Genomic DNA, 20,966 nt, shown 5'->3' on the forward strand with positions numbered 1-20,966 from the left:
AACAAGCACATTACCTTGGGGGCACTCACGGGGACAGAAGCGAACCCGATCATCGCGCGACACCGGAGGCACCGTGTCCACAGCACTCATCACCACGCCCGAAGCGAGCGAGCCGGCTGCTGTTCGGGAACTCGCCCGCGACTTCTTCACCAAGGAAGTGGCGCCGCTCGAGTCGAAGTTCATCGAGCAGGGCTATCCCGACCGATCCGTCTACCGCAGGGCCGGCGACCTGGGGCTTCTGTGCATGTCCATCCCCGAGGAGTACGGCGGCGGCGGTGCCACCTTCGCCTACGAAGCGATCCTGTTCGAGGAGCAGATCCGCTCCGGTGACAGCGCGATGCAGCTCGGCGTGCACACCGGTATCGTTCCGCATTACATCCTCGCGTACGGCACCGAAGAGCAGAAACAGCGTTGGCTGCCGAAACTCGCGTCGGGGGAGTGGATCGGCGCCATCGCGATGACCGAGCCGGGAACCGGATCCGACCTGCAGGCCATCAGTACCCGCGCTGTCAAGTCCGGAGACGACTATCTCGTCTCCGGCGCAAAGACTTTCATTTCCAACGGCCGAAACTGCGACCTGCTGATCATCGCCGCGAAGACCGACCCCGAGGCCCGCGCGTCGGGCCTGTCGCTGCTCGTCGCCGAGGTATCCGACGACACACCGGGTTTCGAGCGCGGACGCGTGCTGGACAAGATCGGGCAGAAGGGCCAGGACACCGCCGAACTGTTCTTCGACGACCTGCGGATCCCGGCGGAGAACCTCCTCGGCCCCGACGAAGGCAGGGGATTCATCCAGCTGATGGAACAGCTCCCCAACGAACGCCTGATCTGCGCAGTGGCAAGTGTTGCGATGATGGAGTACGCCGTCGAGGTGACCACCGCATACACGAAGGAACGCAATATCTTCGGCAAGCCGCTCATGGACATGCAGAACACCCGCTTCGAGCTCGCCGAGTGCGCCACCGTCACCCGCATCGCACGGACCTTCGTCGACGACTGCATCGCCAAGTTCCTCCGAGGCGAACTCGACGTCCCCACCGCCGCGATGGCGAAGTACTGGACCAGCGACCAGCAGTGCGTGATCGTCGACCGCTGCCTGCAGCTGTTCGGTGGCTACGGGTACACGAACGAATTCCCGATCGCGCGCATGTTCACCGACAGTCGCGTACAGAAAATTTATGCCGGCGCCAACGAGGTCATGAAGGACATCATCGCCCGTTCGCTGTAAGACCCTCACCGTTCCCCGGACACCCTGGAGTTTCAATGTACCTGACCCAAGGCCTGCACCGTGCCCTGCAGCGCACTCCCGAGGCACCCGCCACCATCTACGGTGATCGCACACGCACGTTCCGCGAACATATCGATCGCATTGCTCGTCTCGCCGCCGGTCTGCACAGCCTCGGTGTGGTCTCCGGCGACCGCGTCGCGATGCTCTCGCTCAACAGCGACCGCTACGCCGAGTACCTTCTTGCGGTTCCGTGGGCCGATGCGGTTCTGAACCCGGTCAACATCCGGTGGAGCCCCGCCGAGATCGCATACTCGCTCAATGATTCCGGCACGAAGGTGCTCATCGTCGACGACGCGTTCACCGCGGCCGTTCCCGCTCTTCGCGGTGCCTGCCCCGACCTGACCACCATCGTGTACGCGGGGGAGAACGATGCCCCCGAAGGCACCGTGTCGTACGAAGAGCTGATCGCCACCCACGAACCGGTGGAGGACGCACGACGTTCCGGCGATGAGCTGGCCGGCATCTTCTACACCGGCGGAACCACCGGTTTCCCCAAGGGCGTGATGCTCAGCCACGCCAACATGGTGACCTCGGCAGCCGGAACGGTCGCCACCGGCGAGCTCCTGTCCGGTGATGCGCGTTTCCTGCACGCTGCGCCGATGTTCCACCTCGCAGACCTGGCCGCGTGGGCAGGCCAGGTCATGCTCGGCGGACCTCACATCATCGTGCCGTTCTTCGAACCGGTCGCGGTACTGAAGGCGATCGAGCAGTATCGCCCGACCGATGTCCTGCTGGTCCCGACCATGTTGCAGCTCCTCGTCGATCACCCCTCGGTGAGCGAATACGATCTGTCGGCGATGCAGCGGATCCTCTACGGCGGTTCGCCGATCGGTGAAGGTCTGGCCAATCGGATCCTGACGATGTTCCCGGGTGTGCGCATGACCCAGGCGTACGGCATGACCGAGGTCGCGCCCGTCGCGTCGCTGCTGCTCCCGGACGATCACAGGGGCGCCACACTGCGCTCGGGTGGACAGGCCGCACCGCACTCGGAACTGCGGATCGTCGACACCGGCGGCAACCCTGTTCCTACCGGTACCGTCGGCGAGATCTGTGTGCGTGGTGGACATGTCATGCAGGGCTACTGGAACAAGCCTGCCGAAACCGCAGCCGTCCTGCGCGACGGCTGGTACCACACCGGCGACGGCGGTTACCTCGACGAGAACGGATTCGTCTTCGTCGTCGACCGACTCAAGGACATGATCGTGACCGGGGGAGAGAACGTGTACTCCGCCGAGGTCGAGAGCGCCCTGAGCAAGCATCCGGCGGTCGCGCAGTCCGCGGTGATCGGGTTGCCGTCCGAGACCTGGGGAGAAACAGTGCACGCCGTCGTGATCCTGGCCGCGGGCGCCGAGGTCACTGCCGAAGAGTTGCAGGCATTCTGCAAGGAGCACATCGCCGGCTACAAGACACCACGCAGTGTCGAGTTCGTCGACGCCATCCCGATGTCCGGGGCAGGCAAGATCCTCAAGCGTGAGCTTCGGGAAGCCCTGGCCGAGCGGTCCTGATGAGCTCTGAAATCCAGGTATCCGACGAGGAGTTCCGCTCCCTCGATCCGGCGACGGACGAGGAAGTCGAGCGGTTCCGCATCCACGACGAGCACGCTGTACAGCTGCGGGTCGATCGCGCGCGGTCGGCGCTCCCGTGGTGGAAGCGCCAGGGTATGAGCGGCCGCGGCGCCCACCTGCGGCGGTGGCGGACGTGGATCTGGCGTAACGCCGACGAGGTCATCGACCTGATCCATCGGGAGAACGGCAAGCCGCGCGACGATGCCTTCATCGAAGTCGTTCTGGCCGTCGAACACATGCGCTGGGCGGAGGACAACGCCGCCCGCGCGCTGCGTCCGCCGAAGTCGGGCCCGGGGCTGCTCTTCGCGAATTACGCGACAGACGTGGAGTACACGCCGCTCGGGGTGGTCGGCATCATCTCACCGTGGAACTATCCGCTCTACGCTCCGAACAGTTCGGTCTCGTTCGCGCTCGCAGCGGGCAACACTGTGGTGCTGAAGCCGAGCGAGTACACGCCTGCGGTTGCGGCCTGGTACGTCGACGCGTTCTATCGGGCGAATCCAGCTGCGCCGTCGGGTGTTCTGGAGCTGACGACGGGTTTCGGGGAGACCGGCGCCCTGCTCTGCAACGCCGGCGTGGACAAGGTCGGGTTCACCGGGTCGACACGCACCGGCAAGAAGATCATGGCGCAATGCGCGCACACCCTCACACCGGTGCTGCTCGAGTGCGGCGGCAAGGACCCCGTCGTCGTGGCAGAGGACGCCGATGTGAAGGCCGCGGCGCGCGCCATCGCGTGGGGTGGATTCTCCAATGCCGGTCAGACCTGTGTGGGTGTCGAACGTGTCTATGTCGTCCGCGAGGTCAGAGACAGGTTCCTCGCGGAACTACGCGGTCAGCTCGATCAGGTGCGACCGGGCAGCGGTGACGACGCCACGTATGGGCCGATGACGATGCCCGCCCAGATCGACGTGGTGCGTCGCCACATTGCCGCTGCTGTGAAGGACGGTGGGCAGTTGCTGCTCGGAGGGCCCGAATCGGTGGGCGATCGGTACATCGAACCGGTCGTGATCCTCGACGCAGACGAGGACTCGGCCGCGGTCAGGGAGGAGACGTTCGGTCCGGTGGTGACGGTGCGGACGGTCACCGACGTCGACGAGGCCGTGGAGTTGGCAAATGCGAGCGACTTCGCGCTCGGTGCGTCGGTGTTCTCGCGTCGGCGCGGTGTCGAGATCGCTGAGCGGCTCCGCGCGGGCCAGGTCACGATCAACTCCGTCGTCGCGTTCGCGGGCATGGGCGCTGTCCCGATGGGCGGAGTCGGCGACAGTGGGTTCGGGCGCGTTCACGGGGTCGACGGGATGCGTGAATTCGTCTCTACCCGCAGTGTGGTGCGTCAGCGCTTTCCGCTACCCGGATTCGAGCTGATCGCGCTTCGCCGCAAGTCGTACGTGCTGCCGGTGCTGCGGCGCGTGCTGGGGCTGCGTCACGCCCGATGAGGTACCACGATCGAAAGCAGATGGGATTGCGCGAACGACACCAGTTCGTCGCGTGATCCGAGGGGTATCACTGCCTGCGGCGTGAGAACAACGGAATGAGCAACCCGAACGAGGACCTCGGCGCGCGCGGCGAGGTCCTCGATGGCGGGCATCAGTCCGGATTTCACGGCTTCGTCGAGTATGGCGGCGGCCGCGTGCGTGGCGTTCGTGAGGAGTGCGCCCCCATCGGTCGTCAATCGGGGTAGCGAACTCGCGGCCTCGAGGGTGAGCATCCGATTCCAGACGGGGTGTTCGCGCATGCGAATGACGGTGGTGGCGAAGACGTTGCCGATCATGTCGTCGATGGTCTCGGCGGCTCGGGCCGTGGCGACGACCTCGTCGATCAGACGCGCGGCGCTCCGGGTGGTCACGGCGTGCGCGATCTCGTCCCGACCGCCGATTCGTCGGTAGATCGTCACCCGCCCCACGCCGGCACGTCGAGCGATGTCGTTGATCGTCGTCAGTTTGACGCCGATTTCGCTGAACTGGGCCTCGGCCGCATCGAGGATCGACTCGATCTCCGGCGGGTTGGTGGCGCCGACGGTGGACGCGACATCGGCGGCGGGCGGCTGTTCGGCAGGCATCGTCCTAGGCTATCCCGATCTATCTTCCTGAAACATTGATACACGGTAAGTCCTAATGTATCTTCGCTGTATCTTCCAGTAACACGTAACAACCGAGGAGTCAGGCATGTCGTCACATCACGGCGCTCCGACGCCCTACAGCGAAGAGGCACTCGCGATCACCGCTCGCAACGTGCGCTTCGACTGGTCCGGGGTGCCACTGCAGTACGTCCCCGGCGACTCGTACGCGACGCAGTTCTGGAACGTCATGCACCTCGTACTCCCCGAGGGCGAGCGCGCCATGGCAGACGTCTTCGGCCGATCCCTGGAGTACATCGACGACCCGCGCCTGCACGAAGAGGTCGTCGGATTCGTCGGTCAGGAAGCCACGCACGCGAGCTCCCACGAGAGCTTCCGCACGTACCTCGCCGAACACGACGTCGACATCGCGCCCGTCCTCGAGCGCATCGGATACATCGTCGACCAGATCTTCGGCGACCACGGCCTCGAGGGCCGCGCGGGACGAATTTGGCTGCGCGAACGCCTCGGCATCTACGCCGCCGCCGAGCACTTCACTGCCGTCGTCGGCGAGTGGCTGATCGACAACGCCCCGTTCGACCGACGCGGTGTCGATCCGACGATGCTCGACCTGCTGCGCTGGCACGGAGCCGAGGAGATGGAACACCGCAACGTCGCGTACGACGCCTTCCAGTATGTCGACGGCAGCTACGCGCGCCGTGTGCGCACCGCGTTCATCGCGTTCGCGGGCCTCGCGATCCTGTGGTTCAGCACCACCGCCTACATGTACCGCATCGACACCACCGAAACCCGCCGCGTGTGGTGGCCCCTCGCCTACCGGCGCTCGGTGAAGGCATCGATGATCCCCACTCTGACCTTCCTCGCGAAGCAGATCCCGCCGTACCTGAAGCGCGACTTCCACCCCTCGCACATGGGCGACATCGACAAGGCCGTCCGCTACCTCGCCCAGTCTCCCGCAGCCCGGGAGGCCGCAGCATGAGCACCGTCACCGCACCGTCGCCGTTCCTCGGCGCGGTGATGCACGCGACCCAGGCCTACTCGAAGCTGTTCAGCGAGAGTCGCCTCGCCCCGATCCTGTCGCGACCCGCCCCCGTGCGGCACAGCGCCTACGACCGTGTGCTCCACGTCGAGACCCGCACCGTGGAAGCCGACGGAGTCGTCTCCCTGACACTGTCCTCACCCGACGGCGGACCGCTGCCCGCCTGGGTTCCCGGTGCGCACCTCGACGTCTTCCTGCCGTCGGGTCCACAACGTCAGTACTCCCTGTGCGGAGACCCCGAGGACCGGGCCCGCTACCGCATCGCCGTCCGCCGCATAGACGACGGCGTCGGTTCCGCCGAGATCCACGACGCGGTCGACGAAGGCAGCACACTCCGGGTCCGCGGCCCCCGCAACGCCTTTCCCCTCGCCGCCGCACCCTCGTACCTCTTCGTCGCCGCCGGGATCGGAATCACGCCGATCCTGCCGATGATCCGCAGTGTCGCCGGCACCGGGACTCCGTGGACGCTGCTCTACCTCGGCCGGTCCCGCGACACCATGCCGTTCCAGGGCGAACTGTCGGCACTCCCCGGTGGCGACGTCCTGATCCGGCCCGACGACGAATTCGGCATCACCCCGATCGCCGAGATCCTCGGCCACGCCCGGCCGAACGGCGCCATCTACCTGTGCGGTCCGGCGCCCCTCATCAAAGACGCATACCAGCAGGCTCCCCTCGTGGCACCGACCTGCTCGCTGCACACCGAACGATTCAGCCCGCCGCCCGTCGTCGGGGGCGAACCGTTCGCGCTGCGTCTCGCACGGACGGGAACCACCGTTGAGGTCGCTGCGGACGAGACCGCTCTCTCGGCGCTGCGGCGTGCCGTCCCGTCCGCGGCCTATTCATGCCGGCAAGGCTTCTGCGGAAGCTGCAAGGTGCGCGTGGTGTCCGGCGACGTCGACCATCGCGACACGCGTCTCCTCGATGAGGAGCGATCGGGATCGATGCTCCCGTGCGTGTCGCGCGCTGCCGGATCCACACTCGAAATCGACCTGTGAAACGAGTCGGACCATGACTGATACACATTTGCGCGTCGCCATCATCGGTGCCGGTTTCGGTGGCCTGGGGACGGCAATCAGGCTTCAGCAGGACGGAATCGACGACTTCGCGGTATTCGAACGCGCGGAAACTCTCGGCGGAACCTGGCAGGCCAACACCTACCCGGGCGCCCAGTGCGACATACCGTCGATCCTCTACTCCTTCTCGTTCGCGCCCAAACCCGACTGGAGCAGGCTCTACCCGCTGCAGGAAGAAATCCAGCAGTACCTCGAGGACTGCGCGGACAAGCACAACCTCCGCCCCCACCTGCATCTGGGGACCGAGATGGTCGAGGCAGCCTGGAACGATACGGCTCAGCACTGGCGCGTGGAGACCACCCGCGGGAACTACACCGCCGACATCCTCGTCGCCGCGATGGGCCCGTTCAGTGAACCTTCCGTGCCGAACCTTCCCGGCCTCGACTCGTTCGACGGTGCCACCTACCACTCGGCCGACTGGAACCACGAGCACGACATCGCCGGTCGACGCGTCGCAGTGGTCGGTACCGGAGCGTCTGCCGTGCAGTTCATTCCGCGCCTGCAACCGCAGGTCGAGCACATGACGGTGTTCCAGCGGACACCCACCTGGATCCTTCCGCACCCCGACCGCCCGGTCGCTCCCCGTGTGCAGCGGCTCTTCGCGAAGGTGCCGGCCACCCAGCGTGCCGCCCGCAAAGCCCTGGATCTCGTCCAGGAAGCCCTCGTGCCCGGGCTCGTCTACCGCCCCGGGTTGCTCAGCGGCGCTGCGGCACTCGGACGGTGGCACCTGCGCCGCCAGGTCGAGGACCGGGCATTGGTCGAGAAGCTCACCCCCACATACGCATTCGGATGCAAGCGGCCCACGTTCTCCAACAGGTACTACCCGGCCCTTGCGTCCGACAACGTCGATGTCGTCACCACCGGAATCGATCACGTCGAACGCGACGCGGTCGTGACCGTCGACGGCACCAGGCACGAGGTCGACACCATCGTGTTCGGCACCGGGTTCAAGCTCACGAACAACAGTGGCTTCTCCCGACTGCGCGGCCGCGACGGCCGCCTGCTGTCGGAGCAGTGGGCGGGCGGTGAGATGACCGCCTACCTGGGGACGACGATCGAGAACTTTCCCAATATGTTCATGCTGCTGGGTCCGAACTCCGTGGTCTACACCTCTCAGGTGGTCACCATCGAAACGCAGATCGACTACCTGCTCGCGGCTCTGCATGCCATGGGTGCCACGAACATCGACAGTGTCGAGGTGCGAGCCGATGTCCAGCAGGATTTCGTCGAGGACACCGACCGGCGCTTGGCCGGATCCGTGTGGAACTCCGGCGGATGCAGCAGCTACTACCTGAGCCCCTCGGGCCGCAATTTCACGTTCTGGCCCGGCTTCAACGCGTCGTTTCGCCGACGGATGTCGAAGTTCGACCTCGCCGACTACCGGCTCGGGAAGGTCCTGGCCCCTGCCGCGCATCCCGCATCGGAGGAAGCGTTGATATGACACGGTCTCTGAACCTTGCTGGAAGGGTCGCTCTCGTCACCGGCGCTGCCCAGGGCATCGGATTGTCCATGGCCCGCGAACTTCTCGGACGCGGTGCCCGCGTGGTGCTCGTCGACCGCGACGAGATCACGTTGAAGAGGGCGGCCGAGACGCTCGATGCGAACGCAACCTTCGTTGCGGTCGCCGACGTGACCGATCGCGACGCGATGGCCGACGTGCTCGCCCGCTCCTCGGAGGACTTCGGACCGATCGACGTGGTCGTCGCCAACGCCGGTATCACCCCGCTGCCCGCGACCATCCGCACCTCGAACCTTGCGGAGTTCGACCGCGTCATGGCGGTCAACCTCACCGGTGCGCTGAACACCATCCACCCGACACTCGACGGGATCGTCGAGCGCGGCGGGCACATCGTTGTTGTGTCTTCGGCCGCAGCGTTCAGCCCCGGGCTCGGTGGCTCCGCGTACATGGCGAGCAAGGCCGCCGTCGAACAGGTCGGGCGAGCCCTGCGCTTGGAACTGGCCCACACCGGCGCGACCGTCACGGTCGCTTACTACGGATTCGTCGACACGGAGTTGGCGCGCAACACCCTCGACCGGGATCCACTGGGAGCGCGAGTCGGTGAATTGCTGCCCTGGCCGATGAACAGGCGGGTCAGCCCCGAACGCGCTGCCGCCGTCACCGTGCGCGCAATCGAACGGCGAGCACCACGTGTTGTCACCCCGAGGCTGTGGGCTGTGTACTCGGCGCTGCGTGGGATCGTGAACCCGCTGATCGACGAGTGGATCGTGCGGAACCGCACGGTGCACACACTCGTCGACGACCTCGAGCGGCGAGAGCCGATCGATCCGTGACCGCGGGCATCTGTTCCCGCGCGCATCCCAGCCTTCGGCACGCGTTGTAACCGCCGCGGAAAGCCAGCCGGCGCGCGGGACGAGACCGGGGAAATGTGAGCTGTTGTTCTATCGACTTCCTTACGGAATGGTATACGGTATGGGTGTCCGGGCCCGCGCGGATGAGCGCGGGCCCGACGCTCCACCCGTAGCTTCGTCGCCATAACCAACCGGTATCCGGAGGTAGCATGAGCAACGTCTCCACTGCGTCGACTCGGCCGTACCACTCGCTGGACATCTCTGCGTCGTCGTTCTGGGACCAGGACTTCTTCGAGCGTGAGCGGACATTCGCGCAGTTGCGCGCAGTCGACGGGCTCACCTGGCACCGGCCGACGGAATCGCTCTTCCCGCACGAGGAGCAGGGGTATTGGGCCGTGACACGGCACGCCGATATCCGTTATGTGAGTGCCCATCCTGAACTGTTCTGCTCCTCGGCGGGTATCAGCATGGACCCGATGCCCGCCGAGATCCAGAAGGGGATCAGTTTCTTCCTCACCATGGATCCGCCGGAACACACCCGCTATCGGCGATTGATCAGCATGGCGTTCACGCCCAAACAGGTGCGCACGATAGAAGAGCAGATCATCGCGAACGCTGCGGCGATCGTCGACGAATTCCTCAGCGAACTGGGCTCGGGTGAACCCGTCGACTTCGTCCAGTCGGTGTCCAAGAAACTACCGATGCGGACCGTGTCGCAGATGATCGGGATCGATCCGGCGAACCACGAAGCGGTCGCCTACGCCGCGGAAGCGCTCTTCAGCACCAGCGACGACGAATACGCAAGCATCGAAGAGCGCGCAACACACATGATGACCCAGCTCGGTGTGCTTACGCAGACGGGCGTCGAGCTCGCGCGCACACGCAGGGCCGATCCGCAGGGCGACCTGATGACCAACATCGTGCAGGCCGAAGTCGATGGCCACCGCCTCACCGACGACGAGGCCGGATCGTTCATGGTCCTTCTGGCGTCGGCCGGCAACGACACCACCAAACAGGCGACCTCACACGCATTCAAAGCGCTGACCGACAATCCCGAACAGATCTCGTGGCTGCTCGACGACTGGGACGAGCGCGGCCCGGAGGCCGTCGACGAGTTCGTCAGATGGTCGACCCCGGTTATCGAGTTCGCGCGGCATGCGGTGGTCGACACCGAGGTGTCGGGTACTCCGATCAAAGCCGGCGAGAAGCTCGTACTGTTCTATTGCTCCGGCAACTTCGACGCCGACGTCTTCGCCCGTCCCCTCGAGTTCGATGTGGGGCGAACACCCAACCCGCACGTCGGATTCGGTGGCGGCGGCCCGCATTTCTGTCTCGGCAAGCAGCTGGCCGTCCTGGAGCTGAAGCACCTCTTTCGAGAGCTCCTGTCACGGCTCCCGAAGGTCGAGGTATCCGACCCCGAATACGTGCACAGCGATTTCGTTCACGGCATCAAGAGGATGTCGGTCAGAAGACTCTGACCCTTGGTCGATCGGCTTCGACAAACCGGAGTGGAGCACAGCCACTCCCTGATCACACGAGGTTCACCCATGCCGCAACCTGTCATCGTCGGTGCGGTCCGCACCCCGATCGCACGTTCCTTCAAAGGTTCTCTGGTCAACACGTCGGCGGAGGAACTGGCAACCGCCGTCCTCCCGGAAGTGATTCGCAGATCCGGCCTCGATGCCGCAGACATCGACGACATCATCCTGGCCGAATCCAACTACGGCGGTGGCGACCTCGCTCGGCACGCAGCGGTCGCTGCTGGGCTGGAAAACGTTCCGGGACAGGCCGTCAACCGTCACTGCGCGGGCAGCCTGACCGCGATCGGAAACGCCTCCGCGCAGATCGTCTCCGGCATGGAACGCGCCCTCATCGCTGGAGGTGTCCAGTCGCTGTCGACGGGCCCGCTGATGAAGTGGCGGGTTCCGACACGTAGGGGCAGCAGCGTCGACGGACGCGCCGAGAGCGCAGCATACGTCGAACCGTGGATTCCGCCGAGTCACCCGGAGACTCCCGCCGCACCGGTCCTCGACATGGCGGTCACGGTGGGCTGGAACACCGCAAAGTCCGTGGGGATCTCCCGCGAGGACATGGATGCGTGGGCAGCCCGGTCGCATCAGCGAGCCGTGGCGGCGATCGACGCCGGAAAGTTCGTCGACGAGATCCTGCCGCTGAAGGTCGCAGGTGCCGACGGTTCGCTCGTCGACTTCACCATGGACGAGCATCCCCGCCGCGATACGACAGCCGAACGGCTCGCCGCCCTGCCTGTCCTACATCCGGAGATCGAGGGGTTCTCGGTGACTGCGGGCAACAGCAGTGGCATCAACGACGCCGCGGCCGTCATCGCTCTTGCGAGCAACGAGTTCGCGCGCGACAAGGGACTGAAGGCCCTCGGGACCGTGAAGGCATGGGCAGCATCCGCAGTGCCGCCGCGCGACTGCGGACTCGGCGCAGTGGCGGTGATCGGCAAGGTCCTCGACCGCGCCGGGCTGGCCGCATCCGACGTCGACCTGTGGGAGATCAACGAGGCATTCGCCTCCGTCCCGATTGCTGCGTGTCGCGAGTTCGGCATCGACGAAGACATCGTGAATGTGTCGGGAAGCGGTTGCAGCCTGGGACATCCGATCTCGGCATCGGGTGCACGCATGGTGACGACGATGGTCTACGAACTGGCGCGCCGCGGCGGAGGAATCGGCGTCGCAGCGATGTGCGCCGGGGGCGGCCAAGGCGGCGCCGTGGTATTCGAAGTCGAAGGCTGAGAGGAGCCGCAATGTCCGACGAAGTACTGCTCGAACGCCGAGGGCGAATTCTGATCATCACGATCAACCGCCCGGAGGCACGTAACGCAGTGAACCGGGCGGTGAGCCAGCAGCTGGCCGACGCGATGGACGAGCTGGACGGAAACCCTGAACTTTCCGTCGGTATCGTCACTGGTACCGGTGGAAACTTCAGCGCCGGAATGGATCTGAAGGCGTTCGCGGCGGGTGAGATTGCCGCTGTCGAAGGTCGTGGCCTCGGGTTCACCGAGAAACCTCCGAAGAAGCCGTTGATTGCAGCCGTCGAAGGTAATGCCCTGGCCGGGGGAACCGAGATCGTTCTCGCCACCGACCTGGTCGTCGCGTCGACGAGCGCGAAGTTCGGTCTACCGGAGGTCAAACGAGGTCTTGTCGCCGGCGGTGGCGGTCTCCTGCGGCTACCCGACAGAATCCCATACCAGAAGGCCGTCGAGCTGGCCCTGACCGGCGACACGTTCAGCGCGGAGGAGGGCGCCGGCTACGGGTTCGTCAACGTCGTCGCGGAACCGGGACAGGCCCTGGACGAGGCAATTCGCCTGGCCGAACGCATCACCGAGAACGGACCGCTGGCCGTGGCCGCAACCAAACAGATCCTTGCCGAGTCGCGGAGCTGGTCGGACGAGGAGAAGTGGAAGAAGCAACTCGATCTCCTCATCCCGGTCTTCATGTCGAAGGACGCCGCCGAGGGCGCGAAGGCCTTCGCGGAGAAGCGGAAGCCGAACTGGACCGGCAGCTGACACCGGGCGCGAACCAACCGAACAACAGGAGGGGAACACATGTCTTTCGAAGGTGAAGTCGTACTGGTCACCGGTGGTGCCGGGGGTCTGGGGGCGGCGACGGTGCGGAAGCTGCACGCCGAGGGGGCTGCGGTGGTGATCGCCGACATCGCCGATGAGCAGGCACAGAAGTTGGCCGACGAGCTCGGCAACAAGGCCGTGTACGTACGGACCGACGTGCTCGACGACGACTCCGTGGAGGCGACGCTGGCGAAGGCCGATGAACTGGGCACACTCAGGTACGCGGTCATCGCCCACGGCGGTATCGGGGTGCTGGAGAAGGTGGTCAATCGCGACGGCACCCCGCATTCGCGCAAAGGGTTCACCGACACGATTTCGCTCTACCTCACTGGCACGTACAACGTGCTTCGCCTGGCGGCAGCCAAGATCGCGAAGCTGGAGCCCAAACCGAACGGTGAACGGGGCGCCATTGTCATGACCAGCTCCATCGCCGGTTTCGAAGGGCAGATGGGGCAGTCCGCGTACTCGGCGGCGAAGGCCGGTGTCATCGGTCTGACCTTGACCGGTGCCCGTGATCTGAGCTCGGTCGGTATCCGGCTCAACTCCATCGCACCGGGCACCATGCGCACGCCGCTGCTCGAGCTGATCGGCGAGGAAGGACTCGAGAAGTTCGCCAAGAACATCCCGTTCCCGAAGCGTCTCGGTACACCCGACGAGTACGCGTTCCTCGCCCAGCATCTGCTGGAGAACTCGTACATCAACGGTGAGGTCGTGCGTCTGGACGGGGCGCAACGGTTCCAGACTCGCTGAGTCGACGAACGGACCCGGGAGGGAGGGCGGCCGTCGCGTATCGGTGACGCCCGCCCTCCCGTCAGGTATACCGGTTCACCGATACCTGGTCGGCGGGCCGATGCCGGCCGAGCATACTGTGCAGCGTTCGGCCCGCGATCAGCCCCAACATGAGCATCAGGACCGCGCCGATCGTGGCGTATCCCGGGATGTCGGCGAGCTCGTCCGGCACCACCGATAGCACCAGCAAGAAGATCCCGATCGAGAAGAACGGCGCGCCGGTGAACCACACGAGTGTGGCGGCGAGTGTGGTTCCGCGTCGTTGCGCGTAGGCCACGGCGGGGACCACCGCCACGGCGGCAACGATCACGACCGTCTCGGCGACACCCGTACCGCCGATTCCTGACTCGACGAACCCCACGATCTTCAGTGTGATGACAATACACGCGACACTCGCGGCGACGAGCAGTACGAGGTCGTCACGGATCTGCGCTGTACAGGTGCAGTTGTCGTGGTCATGGTTCGACGTTCCCCCGTCCTCGATCGAGCCACCTCCCCGGAAGAGACCTTCGTCTTCCCCTTTGCGGGGGAGGCACACCACGCATGCACACTCCGTCACGGTGATGACCAGGTCTCGGTTGAACTCCGCCATGGCGACACGCTGGATATCGTCATCCGAAACCGAATTGCCGAACCTACGATGTCACCTTGCCGCGGAATGGGATTGACGACAATGCGTGCCCGAATCGACCGTGTAGACGGCGTCCTGGTTGTCGGCGAGAAGGACGGATGGTGGACGGTGCAGGTTCGGTTCCCGATGGAGCGGTCGTGATCAAGGTCGCAGTGGTGGACGACGGCCCTTTGGTTCTCGACGGCCTCACCACGATCCTCGGTGCCATCGCAGATATCGAGGTCATCGCGACCGCCACCGACGGGGGCCGCCGCGACCGACCTCGTCGAACGACACGGTGGGGATCTCGATGTGCTGTTGCTCGATGTGCGCATGCCCCATATGGACTGGTTTACCCCGAATCGGAGCTGCTCTTCGATCACCGCGAGGCAGGGGCTCTTGAACTGCACGTCCTCGGACAGCAGCCCAGTGGTGCCGACGGCGATGTGAATCTCCCCCGAGGTGACACTTGCGAGAGCTTCACGTCGGGCCTTCGGCTTGTTCTTGCCCGGGACGAGGACTGCACGCAGGCCGAGCTTCTCTCAGGTTTCGGCAATTTCTTCGTAGTGCTGCTGGACGAGCACACCGATGGGTGCCATGAGGGCTGCCTGGTGGCCGCCTTCGATGGCCTGCAATATCGCGTAAATCGCCACCTTGGTTTCCCCGGAGCCGACGTCGCCCGGTGTTCCCGGTGCGATCGGTGCGTTCCTCGGACCTCGCGGTCGGCGGCGGCCTTGCGGTCGCGTCGCTCGATGCGGCGCAGCCGCTCTGCAGGAGCCGCTTCATCGGAGCCGACGCACGCAGATCCTCGGCGATCTCCTTGAGCACCCGGTTCTGGGCACCGGTCATCGGCTACGGCAGCGAATCCAGCCACGGCCGGGTCAGTCGGCCGGTCGGGGCGTGCACGACCGCGGGCAATGTGAGGGCGGCGTGGCGCTGCACCCCCATCGCCAACTGTATCCGCAGCAACTCGTCGTAAGCGAGCCGGTCCCGACCCGAGGTGGCGTCGGCGGCGTTGTCCGGGACGTGCACGGCACGCAGCGCATCGAGCGCGGCCCGGTGCAGCGTCCAAGTCGAAACCTGATGCTTGTCGGACTGCGGGTACACCGGCACGAACGGGACGGTCGCATCCCGCATCGGCGCGATCAGCGCACCGCCCATCTGGATGAACCCTTCCCCTTCGGTGACGTCACCCCACATCAACACGAGGTCGTCACGCCGGAAGCGTTGCGCCAGCCAGGGCTGCTGAAACTGCATCGACCTGACACGGTAGCTGCCAGAGCCGATCTCGATGCGCGCGTACTTCTTTCCCCAGTCGGCTTTGGTGGACAGCACCTTTCCGACGGTGGCGACGTTCTTCATCCCAGGCCGCAAGGCTGACATGGGGGGTGATCTCGGATCGATCAATGTAGCGCAGCGGCACCCGCATCATCAGGTCGTAGACGGTGGCGATCCCGGCGGCGGTGAGGCGTTCGGGTTCCTTGTCTCCGACGCCGGCGTCGTCGCAGATACCGGCGAGGTCGTCGATCGGGACGCCGCGGAGGCCGTCGAGGGTGCCTTCGAATTCGAGTGGCGGCTTGTGGGAGGACTGACCGAGGACGGCTGCGGCCGACAGGGTCGGGATGGTGGGGATCTCGACGTCGTGGCGTGGCCGGTCCATTCGGGCCGCGTGCTGGGGTTTCGGTGTCCCTTGGCGGAAGACCGGATCAGTGGCAGGGGCGGCGGGGCCGGTACCGAATCCGGTCTGCGTCGCGGCCTGCTGCGACGCACGCAGCGCCGGGTCGAGCGGGACCCGGGCAGGGCCGGTACCGAAACCGTGCCGAGGCGCGGCCGCCGTCGGGGGTTCCGCCTGCCGCGGTCCGGGACCGACGATCTGGGTGAGATCAAACCCGAGAGCGCCGAGCTGGTCAGCGAACGCGGGCAACTGAGCTCGAACGCGCTCCACAGCAGGGTGCCAGTGCGCCGATCGTGCAGCCGCCGACAGAATCGCGGTCGCCGAACCCGACTCGTGGAGCGCAATCACCGCGGCCCGCAATGCATCGACCTGCTCGACTGCCGTCACCTCACCTCGCCCTTCCCTGTCCGACCGACTCGGACAGCTCGCACCTGCGCCGCATCTTTCCTGCACACACAGACAACCTCCGCTGTGCGCTGCACTCGGCACGGTACCGACCCGCTTCACCAGTCGATCGGTGGCTGAAACACCCTCTGCCTGTGCTCGATACCGTCGCTTCACACCACATGAAGACCCGGGGTCACTGTCTGTGACCCACCGCCCGCGCGGCCATCCCGCCGCGCCCGATCCCCGCAGGAGGGCCTCATGTCCGTTTCCATTTCCGCTGCTTCGCAGTCGTTTCCGCCCGGCATCCGCGGCTGGGAGCACATTCCGTTCGGCTTTCGCCGATGGAATACCAGCATGTACGCGCACGCGTGATCGGCCGGTGCAACCAGCCACTCGACCCGGTCTTGAACCGATCCGGGTGTTCGACAGCCAGTCTCCGTATGCGGCTGGGAAGATGCAGTTCGCTTCCTCAGCCCGGCACAACGACTCCCGATGCACTGTCCAAGGACTCGTCGGACAATGCAGCCAGTAGTGCACGGATGTTCGGGCTGGTGTCGGAGCTGCATCGCCACACTGCATATACCTCCCGCTTGGGCGGTCGATGCAGTGCACGGCGAACGAGACCTGGACCGAGTGGCGGTCGAGCCAAGTGCGGAATCAGCGCAAGTAGGTCCTCGGTCGCGGCCAATGCGAGTTGTGTCGAGAAGTCGTCGATCTGGTGACGGACGTCGGGCACATTGCGTTCTTCGGCGAATAGCCGCTGGAACCACTGATGACACACAGTGCCGTGAGGGCTGGCCACCCAAGCGTGTCCAGCTAGCTCAGCGGCGGTGAGAGGACTCTCGCTGGCGGCAAGTGGATGCGTCCGGCGCATCACCACATCGCCGAAGTCCGCGTGCACAAGCCGCTGCTTGAGCGACTCGGGCAGCGAGTTGGCCATTCCGTCGGCGTCGTGGACCAATGCAACGTCGGCTTTGCCTGAATCGACGCAGTACACGGCTTCCTGCGGGTCCTGCTCGGTGATGCAAACCTGCATGTCGGAATACCGCATGGCCAGAGCCGCGACCGCGGGAGTCAGAAGCCCTCTTACGGCCGTGGAGAACGCGACGACCTTCAACCGACCACGAGGGACGCCGCCCGCGATCGACCGAGCTGCCCCCGCACATCGCTCCAAGGCCTGGAATACCTCTGGTGCGTTGTCAACGATTACTTGCCCCGCCGGAGTCAGCACCACCTTGCGACCCGCCGGTGCCACCAATGCGACGCCGATCTGTCGTTCAAGCCGCTTGATCTGCTGCGACACAGCAGAGGCCGTGAACCCCAACTGCTCGGCCGCCTGTCCGACCGTCCCCAACTCTGCAACAGCGCGCAACGCACGTAGCCCCCCCACGTCGATCATGAACGCAGACTACACAATCACCGGAAACAACTTTTGCTGGACCTTTACCTTCGTGGTCCGCAGGATTCATGCCATGTCCGATTTACGGCAGCCTGCTGAAGAGCTTTTCGGTACGAACCTCGTCGCGATGGCGACCCCGATGCGTCCGGGAGGCGACCTCAGCGTGTCCGACGTGGGTTCGCTCGTCGACCACCTGCTTGCCAAGGGATGTGACGGCATAGTCGTTGCCGGCACCACAGGTGAGTCGCCCACCCTGACCGAAGCTGAAACCACCGCGCTCGTACAGGTAGTCAAGGGTCGTGCCGGAAACCGCGCCAAGGTGATCGTCGGGGTCGGTACCTACGACACCGCAGCCACCGTACGCCGCGCCCAGGATGCCGAAGGCGCGGGCGCCGATGCCCTGCTTCTGGTATGCCCGTACTACTCACTACCCACTCAGGCGGGAGTGATCGCACACGGGCTCACCGTCGCCGACGCCACCGCGCTGCCTGTAATGCTCTATGACGTCCCCGCCCGTACCGGCACACCGATGGACACGACCAGCATCGTCGAGCTGGCCGCTCACCCGAACATCCGCGCGATCAAGGACGCCAAGGGAGACCTGTTGGAGGCGATGTCCATCATGGAACGGACCTCGTTGGCCTACTACTGCGGCATCGACGAGCTCAACCTCGCCTATTTGGCATGCGGGGCCGCAGGGGTGCTCAGCGTGGTCGGCAATGTCGCTGCCGACCGCACCGCCGCTCTGATCGCCGCCGTTCGCGTCGGCGACCTCGAATCTGCACGCAAGATCCAGACGTCGCTGCTTGGCCTCACCGACGCGATCATGCGCACATCCCAGGGCGCCATCATGATCAAGGCGGCGCTGGCCCAGCTAGGCATAATCACCCACCCCACAGTTCGGCTTCCACTGGTGGAGTCGCCAACGGCTGATCTGGACAAGCTGAATGCTGCGCTCACACCACTCGCGATTTGCGCCTAAAAGAGAGTTCTTACAGAGTGATACACGATCAGTGGATCAAGTTTCTGACCCGATGGAACGACGGGCAAGTCTCGTCCGACGAGCTCACCGAATGGCAGACTGCTGCACTGCAAACAGTCCTCGACCGTGTCTCGGACAAGTCGCCGTTCTACCGCGAGCGCATGAGCCGGCAGCGGGTGATTGTGCGGGGCGTGCACGCCCCGCGAACTTCGCGTTCTCGAAGCGCTCGTGCAAGGGGATGAGAACCGTGAGATCGCCGAAGCGCTCCACGTCACCCGCGAGACGGTCAAGACGCATGTGTCGTCGGTCCTCGCCAAGTTCGGTGCGCGGAACCGCACTCACGCGGCGGTTCTGGCGCTCGACGCCGGTCTCGTCACCTGGTGAGTGGCGGGACTACTCGGTCCCGAGGGACGCAGCTTGTGCTCGCGCCCACCGGTAGTCGGCCTTGCCGACGGGGCTTCGCTGAATCGCTTCGGTGAAGATCACCGACTTCGGAAGCTTGTACCGAGCAACCGACTTCGCTGCGTGGTCCACCAGTTCGCCGGCGTTCACTTTATGGCCCGGGAGTAGTTGAACGATCGCGACGACTGCCTCACCCCACGTGTCGCTCGGGCGGCCGGCAACGAGAACATCGGCGATGGCGGGGTGCGAACCGATCGCCATCTCCACTTCTTCGACGAAGATCTTCTCCCCGCCGGAGTTGATGGTCACCGAGTCGCGGCCGAGCAGGTGGATCGATCCGTCGTCGAGTCGTTGCGCTCGATCGCCCGGCAGGACGAATCGCTCGCCCCCGACGACGGGGAAGGTTGCGGCGGTCTTCTTTGCGTCACCCTTGTAGCCGAGCGGGACGTGTCCGCGTTGCGCGAGCCAACCCAGGTCGTGGTGCCCCGGTTCGGCGAGTCCGTCGAGGTCCTCGGTGAGGACGCATGTGTTCGACCCGGGAGTGAATCGACCGGTCGAGACGGAGCCTGCGCTGGAGACATGCGTCATCTGCGTTCCGGTCTCGGAGGAACCGGCCCCGTCGATCACCACCGCCTTGGGGACGAGGTCCAGAAGTCGCTGCTTGACCGTGGGCGACAGGATCGCACCACCGTTGGCCAGGATCGACAGCGACGACAGGTCGGCATCGGTCTTCTCGAACTCGGCGGCGAGGGGTCGCGCGATGGCGTCGCCGACCATCATCAACGCGGTGGGGCGTTCGGCCTCGATCGTCTGTGCCACTGCCTCCGGATCCAATCGGTCGACCACAGGGGAGAACACCAGGGTCTGTCCGGTGAGGATGCCGGTCAGTGACGCCCACTGAGCCGCGCCGTGGATCAAGGGGGGAAGCACGAACATCGTGAATCCGGCATTGTCGGCCGCGGTCGACGCCACTTGGTCGGGAGAGGTGATGCACTCCCCGGTGTACACGTTCCGACCACCGCAGGATGCCATGTAGATATCGTGCTGACGCCACAGCACGCCCTTGGGCATACCGGTGGTGCCCCCGGTGTAGAGAATGTAGAGATCGTCCGGTGACTGTGCGGCAGGCGCTGGGGCCGGGGAGGTTTCGGCAAGCACGGTTTCGTAGTCGACCGCACCGGGGAGCAGAGGGTTGCCCGAGTCGTCGGCGATCTGGATCAGCACCTCGATGTGGGGAAGCGCTGGTAGCACCTGTGCCAGTTGCGGTGCGAACGCCGCGTGGTAGACGATCGCGCTCGCTTCCGCATCGGAGAGAAGATATTCGAGCTCCTTCTCCACATAGCGGTAGTTGACGTTGAACGGTGCGACGCGGGCGCGGAAAGCGCCGAGCATCGACTCGAGGTATTCGTTGCCGTTGTACGCGTAGATGCCGAGGGTGTCTTGGCCGATCTCGTGTCCGTCGAGCCCGTCGCGTTCGGTGCGGGCACCGAGCCCACGAGATGTCAGATAAGCGGCGAGCCGGCGAGAACGATCGGCCAGCATGGCCTGCGTGATCCGCCGGTCGCGGAAGACGACGACTTCTCTGTCCGGAATGGACGACGCGACAGCGTCCACGAGTTCCGGGATCGTGAACTCCCTGGTGACTGCCGCGGGCCCTGCGGTGAGATCGGTCAAGGTGACTCCTGTGGGATCAGCTAACCCGTCACATGAACTATTCGACAAACTGTAATGTATACGGCAACTCTTGCGATAGGGTTCGGGTCTGGCAATGTGCAGTCGAA

Annotated in this window: 19 protein-coding genes; 13 read left to right on the forward strand and 6 right to left on the reverse strand. The window is 65.2% G+C overall.

The genetic code is table 11. The annotated features are described in order from the left end of the window. Positions 1-73 precede the first annotated feature (73 nt). Genes EV641_RS20680 through EV641_RS20690 form a run of 3 tightly spaced genes read left to right on the forward strand, consistent with a single transcriptional unit; the run spans position 74 to position 4,286 of the window. Positions 74-1,228: an acyl-CoA dehydrogenase family protein gene (locus EV641_RS20680; RefSeq protein WP_054712995.1), complete on the forward strand. Its 1,155-nt coding sequence runs from the start codon at positions 74-76 to the stop codon at positions 1,226-1,228. 35 nt (positions 1,229-1,263) lie between these two features. Then, positions 1,264-2,793 (forward strand): long-chain fatty acid--CoA ligase, encoded by a 1,530-nt coding sequence (locus EV641_RS20685; protein WP_054712997.1) that lies wholly within the window; start codon positions 1,264-1,266, stop codon positions 2,791-2,793. Further along, positions 2,793-4,286, forward strand: a complete 1,494-nt coding sequence (locus EV641_RS20690) for an aldehyde dehydrogenase family protein (RefSeq protein ID WP_132474209.1) — start codon at positions 2,793-2,795, stop codon at positions 4,284-4,286. The genes EV641_RS20685 and EV641_RS20690 overlap by 1 nt, the downstream gene beginning before the upstream one ends. On the opposite strand, the gene EV641_RS20695 is transcribed toward EV641_RS20690, so the two are convergent. Then, complete coding sequence (locus EV641_RS20695; protein ID WP_132474211.1) at positions 4,274-4,909, reverse strand: TetR/AcrR family transcriptional regulator; 636 nt, start codon at positions 4,907-4,909, stop codon at positions 4,274-4,276. The genes EV641_RS20690 and EV641_RS20695 overlap by 13 nt on opposite strands. Positions 4,910-5,015: 106 nt before the next feature. Between EV641_RS20695 and EV641_RS20700 the strand changes: the two genes are divergently transcribed. The 8 genes from EV641_RS20700 (at position 5,016) to EV641_RS20735 (ending at position 13,691) form a co-directional block, all read left to right on the forward strand. Then, positions 5,016-5,906 (forward strand): metal-dependent hydrolase, encoded by an 891-nt coding sequence (locus EV641_RS20700; RefSeq protein ID WP_132474213.1) that lies wholly within the window; start codon positions 5,016-5,018, stop codon positions 5,904-5,906. Beyond that, positions 5,903-6,961, forward strand: a complete 1,059-nt coding sequence (locus tag EV641_RS20705; protein WP_132474215.1) for a PDR/VanB family oxidoreductase — start codon at positions 5,903-5,905, stop codon at positions 6,959-6,961. Before EV641_RS20700 ends, EV641_RS20705 begins: the two co-directional genes overlap by 4 nt. Before the next feature lie 13 nt (positions 6,962-6,974). Continuing rightward, positions 6,975-8,480: an NAD(P)/FAD-dependent oxidoreductase gene (locus EV641_RS20710; protein WP_132474217.1), complete on the forward strand. Its 1,506-nt coding sequence runs from the start codon at positions 6,975-6,977 to the stop codon at positions 8,478-8,480. Then, a complete protein-coding gene (locus EV641_RS20715) occupies positions 8,477-9,331 on the forward strand; it encodes a short-chain dehydrogenase/reductase (protein ID WP_132474219.1) in 855 nt (284 codons plus the stop codon). The genes EV641_RS20710 and EV641_RS20715 overlap by 4 nt, the downstream gene beginning before the upstream one ends. Before the next feature lie 227 nt (positions 9,332-9,558). Further along, a complete protein-coding gene (locus EV641_RS20720; protein WP_132474221.1) occupies positions 9,559-10,827 on the forward strand; it encodes a cytochrome P450 in 1,269 nt (422 codons plus the stop codon). A gap of 69 nt (positions 10,828-10,896) precedes the next feature. After that, positions 10,897-12,108 carry a thiolase family protein gene (locus tag EV641_RS20725; RefSeq protein ID WP_132474223.1) on the forward strand — a complete coding sequence of 404 codons (1,212 nt, stop codon included), beginning with the start codon at positions 10,897-10,899 and terminating at the stop codon, positions 12,106-12,108. Positions 12,109-12,119: 11 nt separating this feature from the next. Continuing rightward, positions 12,120-12,881, forward strand: coding sequence for a crotonase/enoyl-CoA hydratase family protein (locus EV641_RS20730; RefSeq protein WP_132474225.1), 762 nt, complete (start codon positions 12,120-12,122; stop codon positions 12,879-12,881). Between the two features lie 39 nt (positions 12,882-12,920). Then, positions 12,921-13,691, forward strand: coding sequence for an SDR family NAD(P)-dependent oxidoreductase (locus EV641_RS20735; protein ID WP_054719086.1), 771 nt, complete (start codon positions 12,921-12,923; stop codon positions 13,689-13,691). Positions 13,692-13,752: 61 nt separating this feature from the next. Here the strand turns inward: EV641_RS20735 and EV641_RS20740 are convergent, their stop codons facing one another. The 4 genes from EV641_RS20740 to EV641_RS20755 form a co-directional block, all read right to left on the reverse strand. Next, the gene (locus tag EV641_RS20740) at positions 13,753-14,322 is read right to left on the reverse strand and encodes a hypothetical protein (RefSeq protein WP_054719089.1); all 570 of its coding nucleotides are present in this window, start codon (positions 14,320-14,322) and stop codon (positions 13,753-13,755) included. Positions 14,323-15,192: 870 nt separating this feature from the next. Next, positions 15,193-15,597 (reverse strand): hypothetical protein, encoded by a 405-nt coding sequence (locus EV641_RS20745; RefSeq protein ID WP_132474227.1) that lies wholly within the window; start codon positions 15,595-15,597, stop codon positions 15,193-15,195. Further along, on the reverse strand, positions 15,554-16,402 hold the full coding sequence (locus tag EV641_RS20750) for a hypothetical protein (protein WP_132474229.1): 849 nt from the start codon (positions 16,400-16,402) through the stop codon (positions 15,554-15,556). The genes EV641_RS20745 and EV641_RS20750 overlap by 44 nt, the downstream gene beginning before the upstream one ends. A 469-nt stretch (positions 16,403-16,871) precedes the next feature. Further along, a complete protein-coding gene (locus EV641_RS20755) occupies positions 16,872-17,801 on the reverse strand; it encodes a LysR family transcriptional regulator (RefSeq protein WP_132474230.1) in 930 nt (309 codons plus the stop codon). Here EV641_RS20755 and dapA point away from each other — a divergent pair. Both dapA and EV641_RS20765 read left to right on the forward strand, forming a co-directional pair. Continuing rightward, positions 17,800-18,783, forward strand: coding sequence for a 4-hydroxy-tetrahydrodipicolinate synthase (dapA, locus tag EV641_RS20760; RefSeq protein ID WP_347238245.1), 984 nt, complete (start codon positions 17,800-17,802; stop codon positions 18,781-18,783). The two genes, EV641_RS20755 and dapA, sit on opposite strands and share 2 nt — an antisense overlap. A gap of 180 nt (positions 18,784-18,963) precedes the next feature. Continuing rightward, positions 18,964-19,167 carry a LuxR C-terminal-related transcriptional regulator gene (locus EV641_RS20765; RefSeq protein WP_132474232.1) on the forward strand — a complete coding sequence of 68 codons (204 nt, stop codon included), beginning with the start codon at positions 18,964-18,966 and terminating at the stop codon, positions 19,165-19,167. Between the two features lie 9 nt (positions 19,168-19,176). On the opposite strand, the gene EV641_RS20770 is transcribed toward EV641_RS20765, so the two are convergent. Continuing rightward, the gene (locus EV641_RS20770) at positions 19,177-20,859 is read right to left on the reverse strand and encodes an acyl-CoA synthetase (protein WP_054715562.1); all 1,683 of its coding nucleotides are present in this window, start codon (positions 20,857-20,859) and stop codon (positions 19,177-19,179) included. Positions 20,860-20,966 lie beyond the last annotated feature (107 nt).

This window comes from Rhodococcus sp. SMB37, from assembly GCF_004345605.1.
GTDB lineage: Bacteria > Actinomycetota > Actinomycetes > Mycobacteriales > Mycobacteriaceae > Rhodococcus.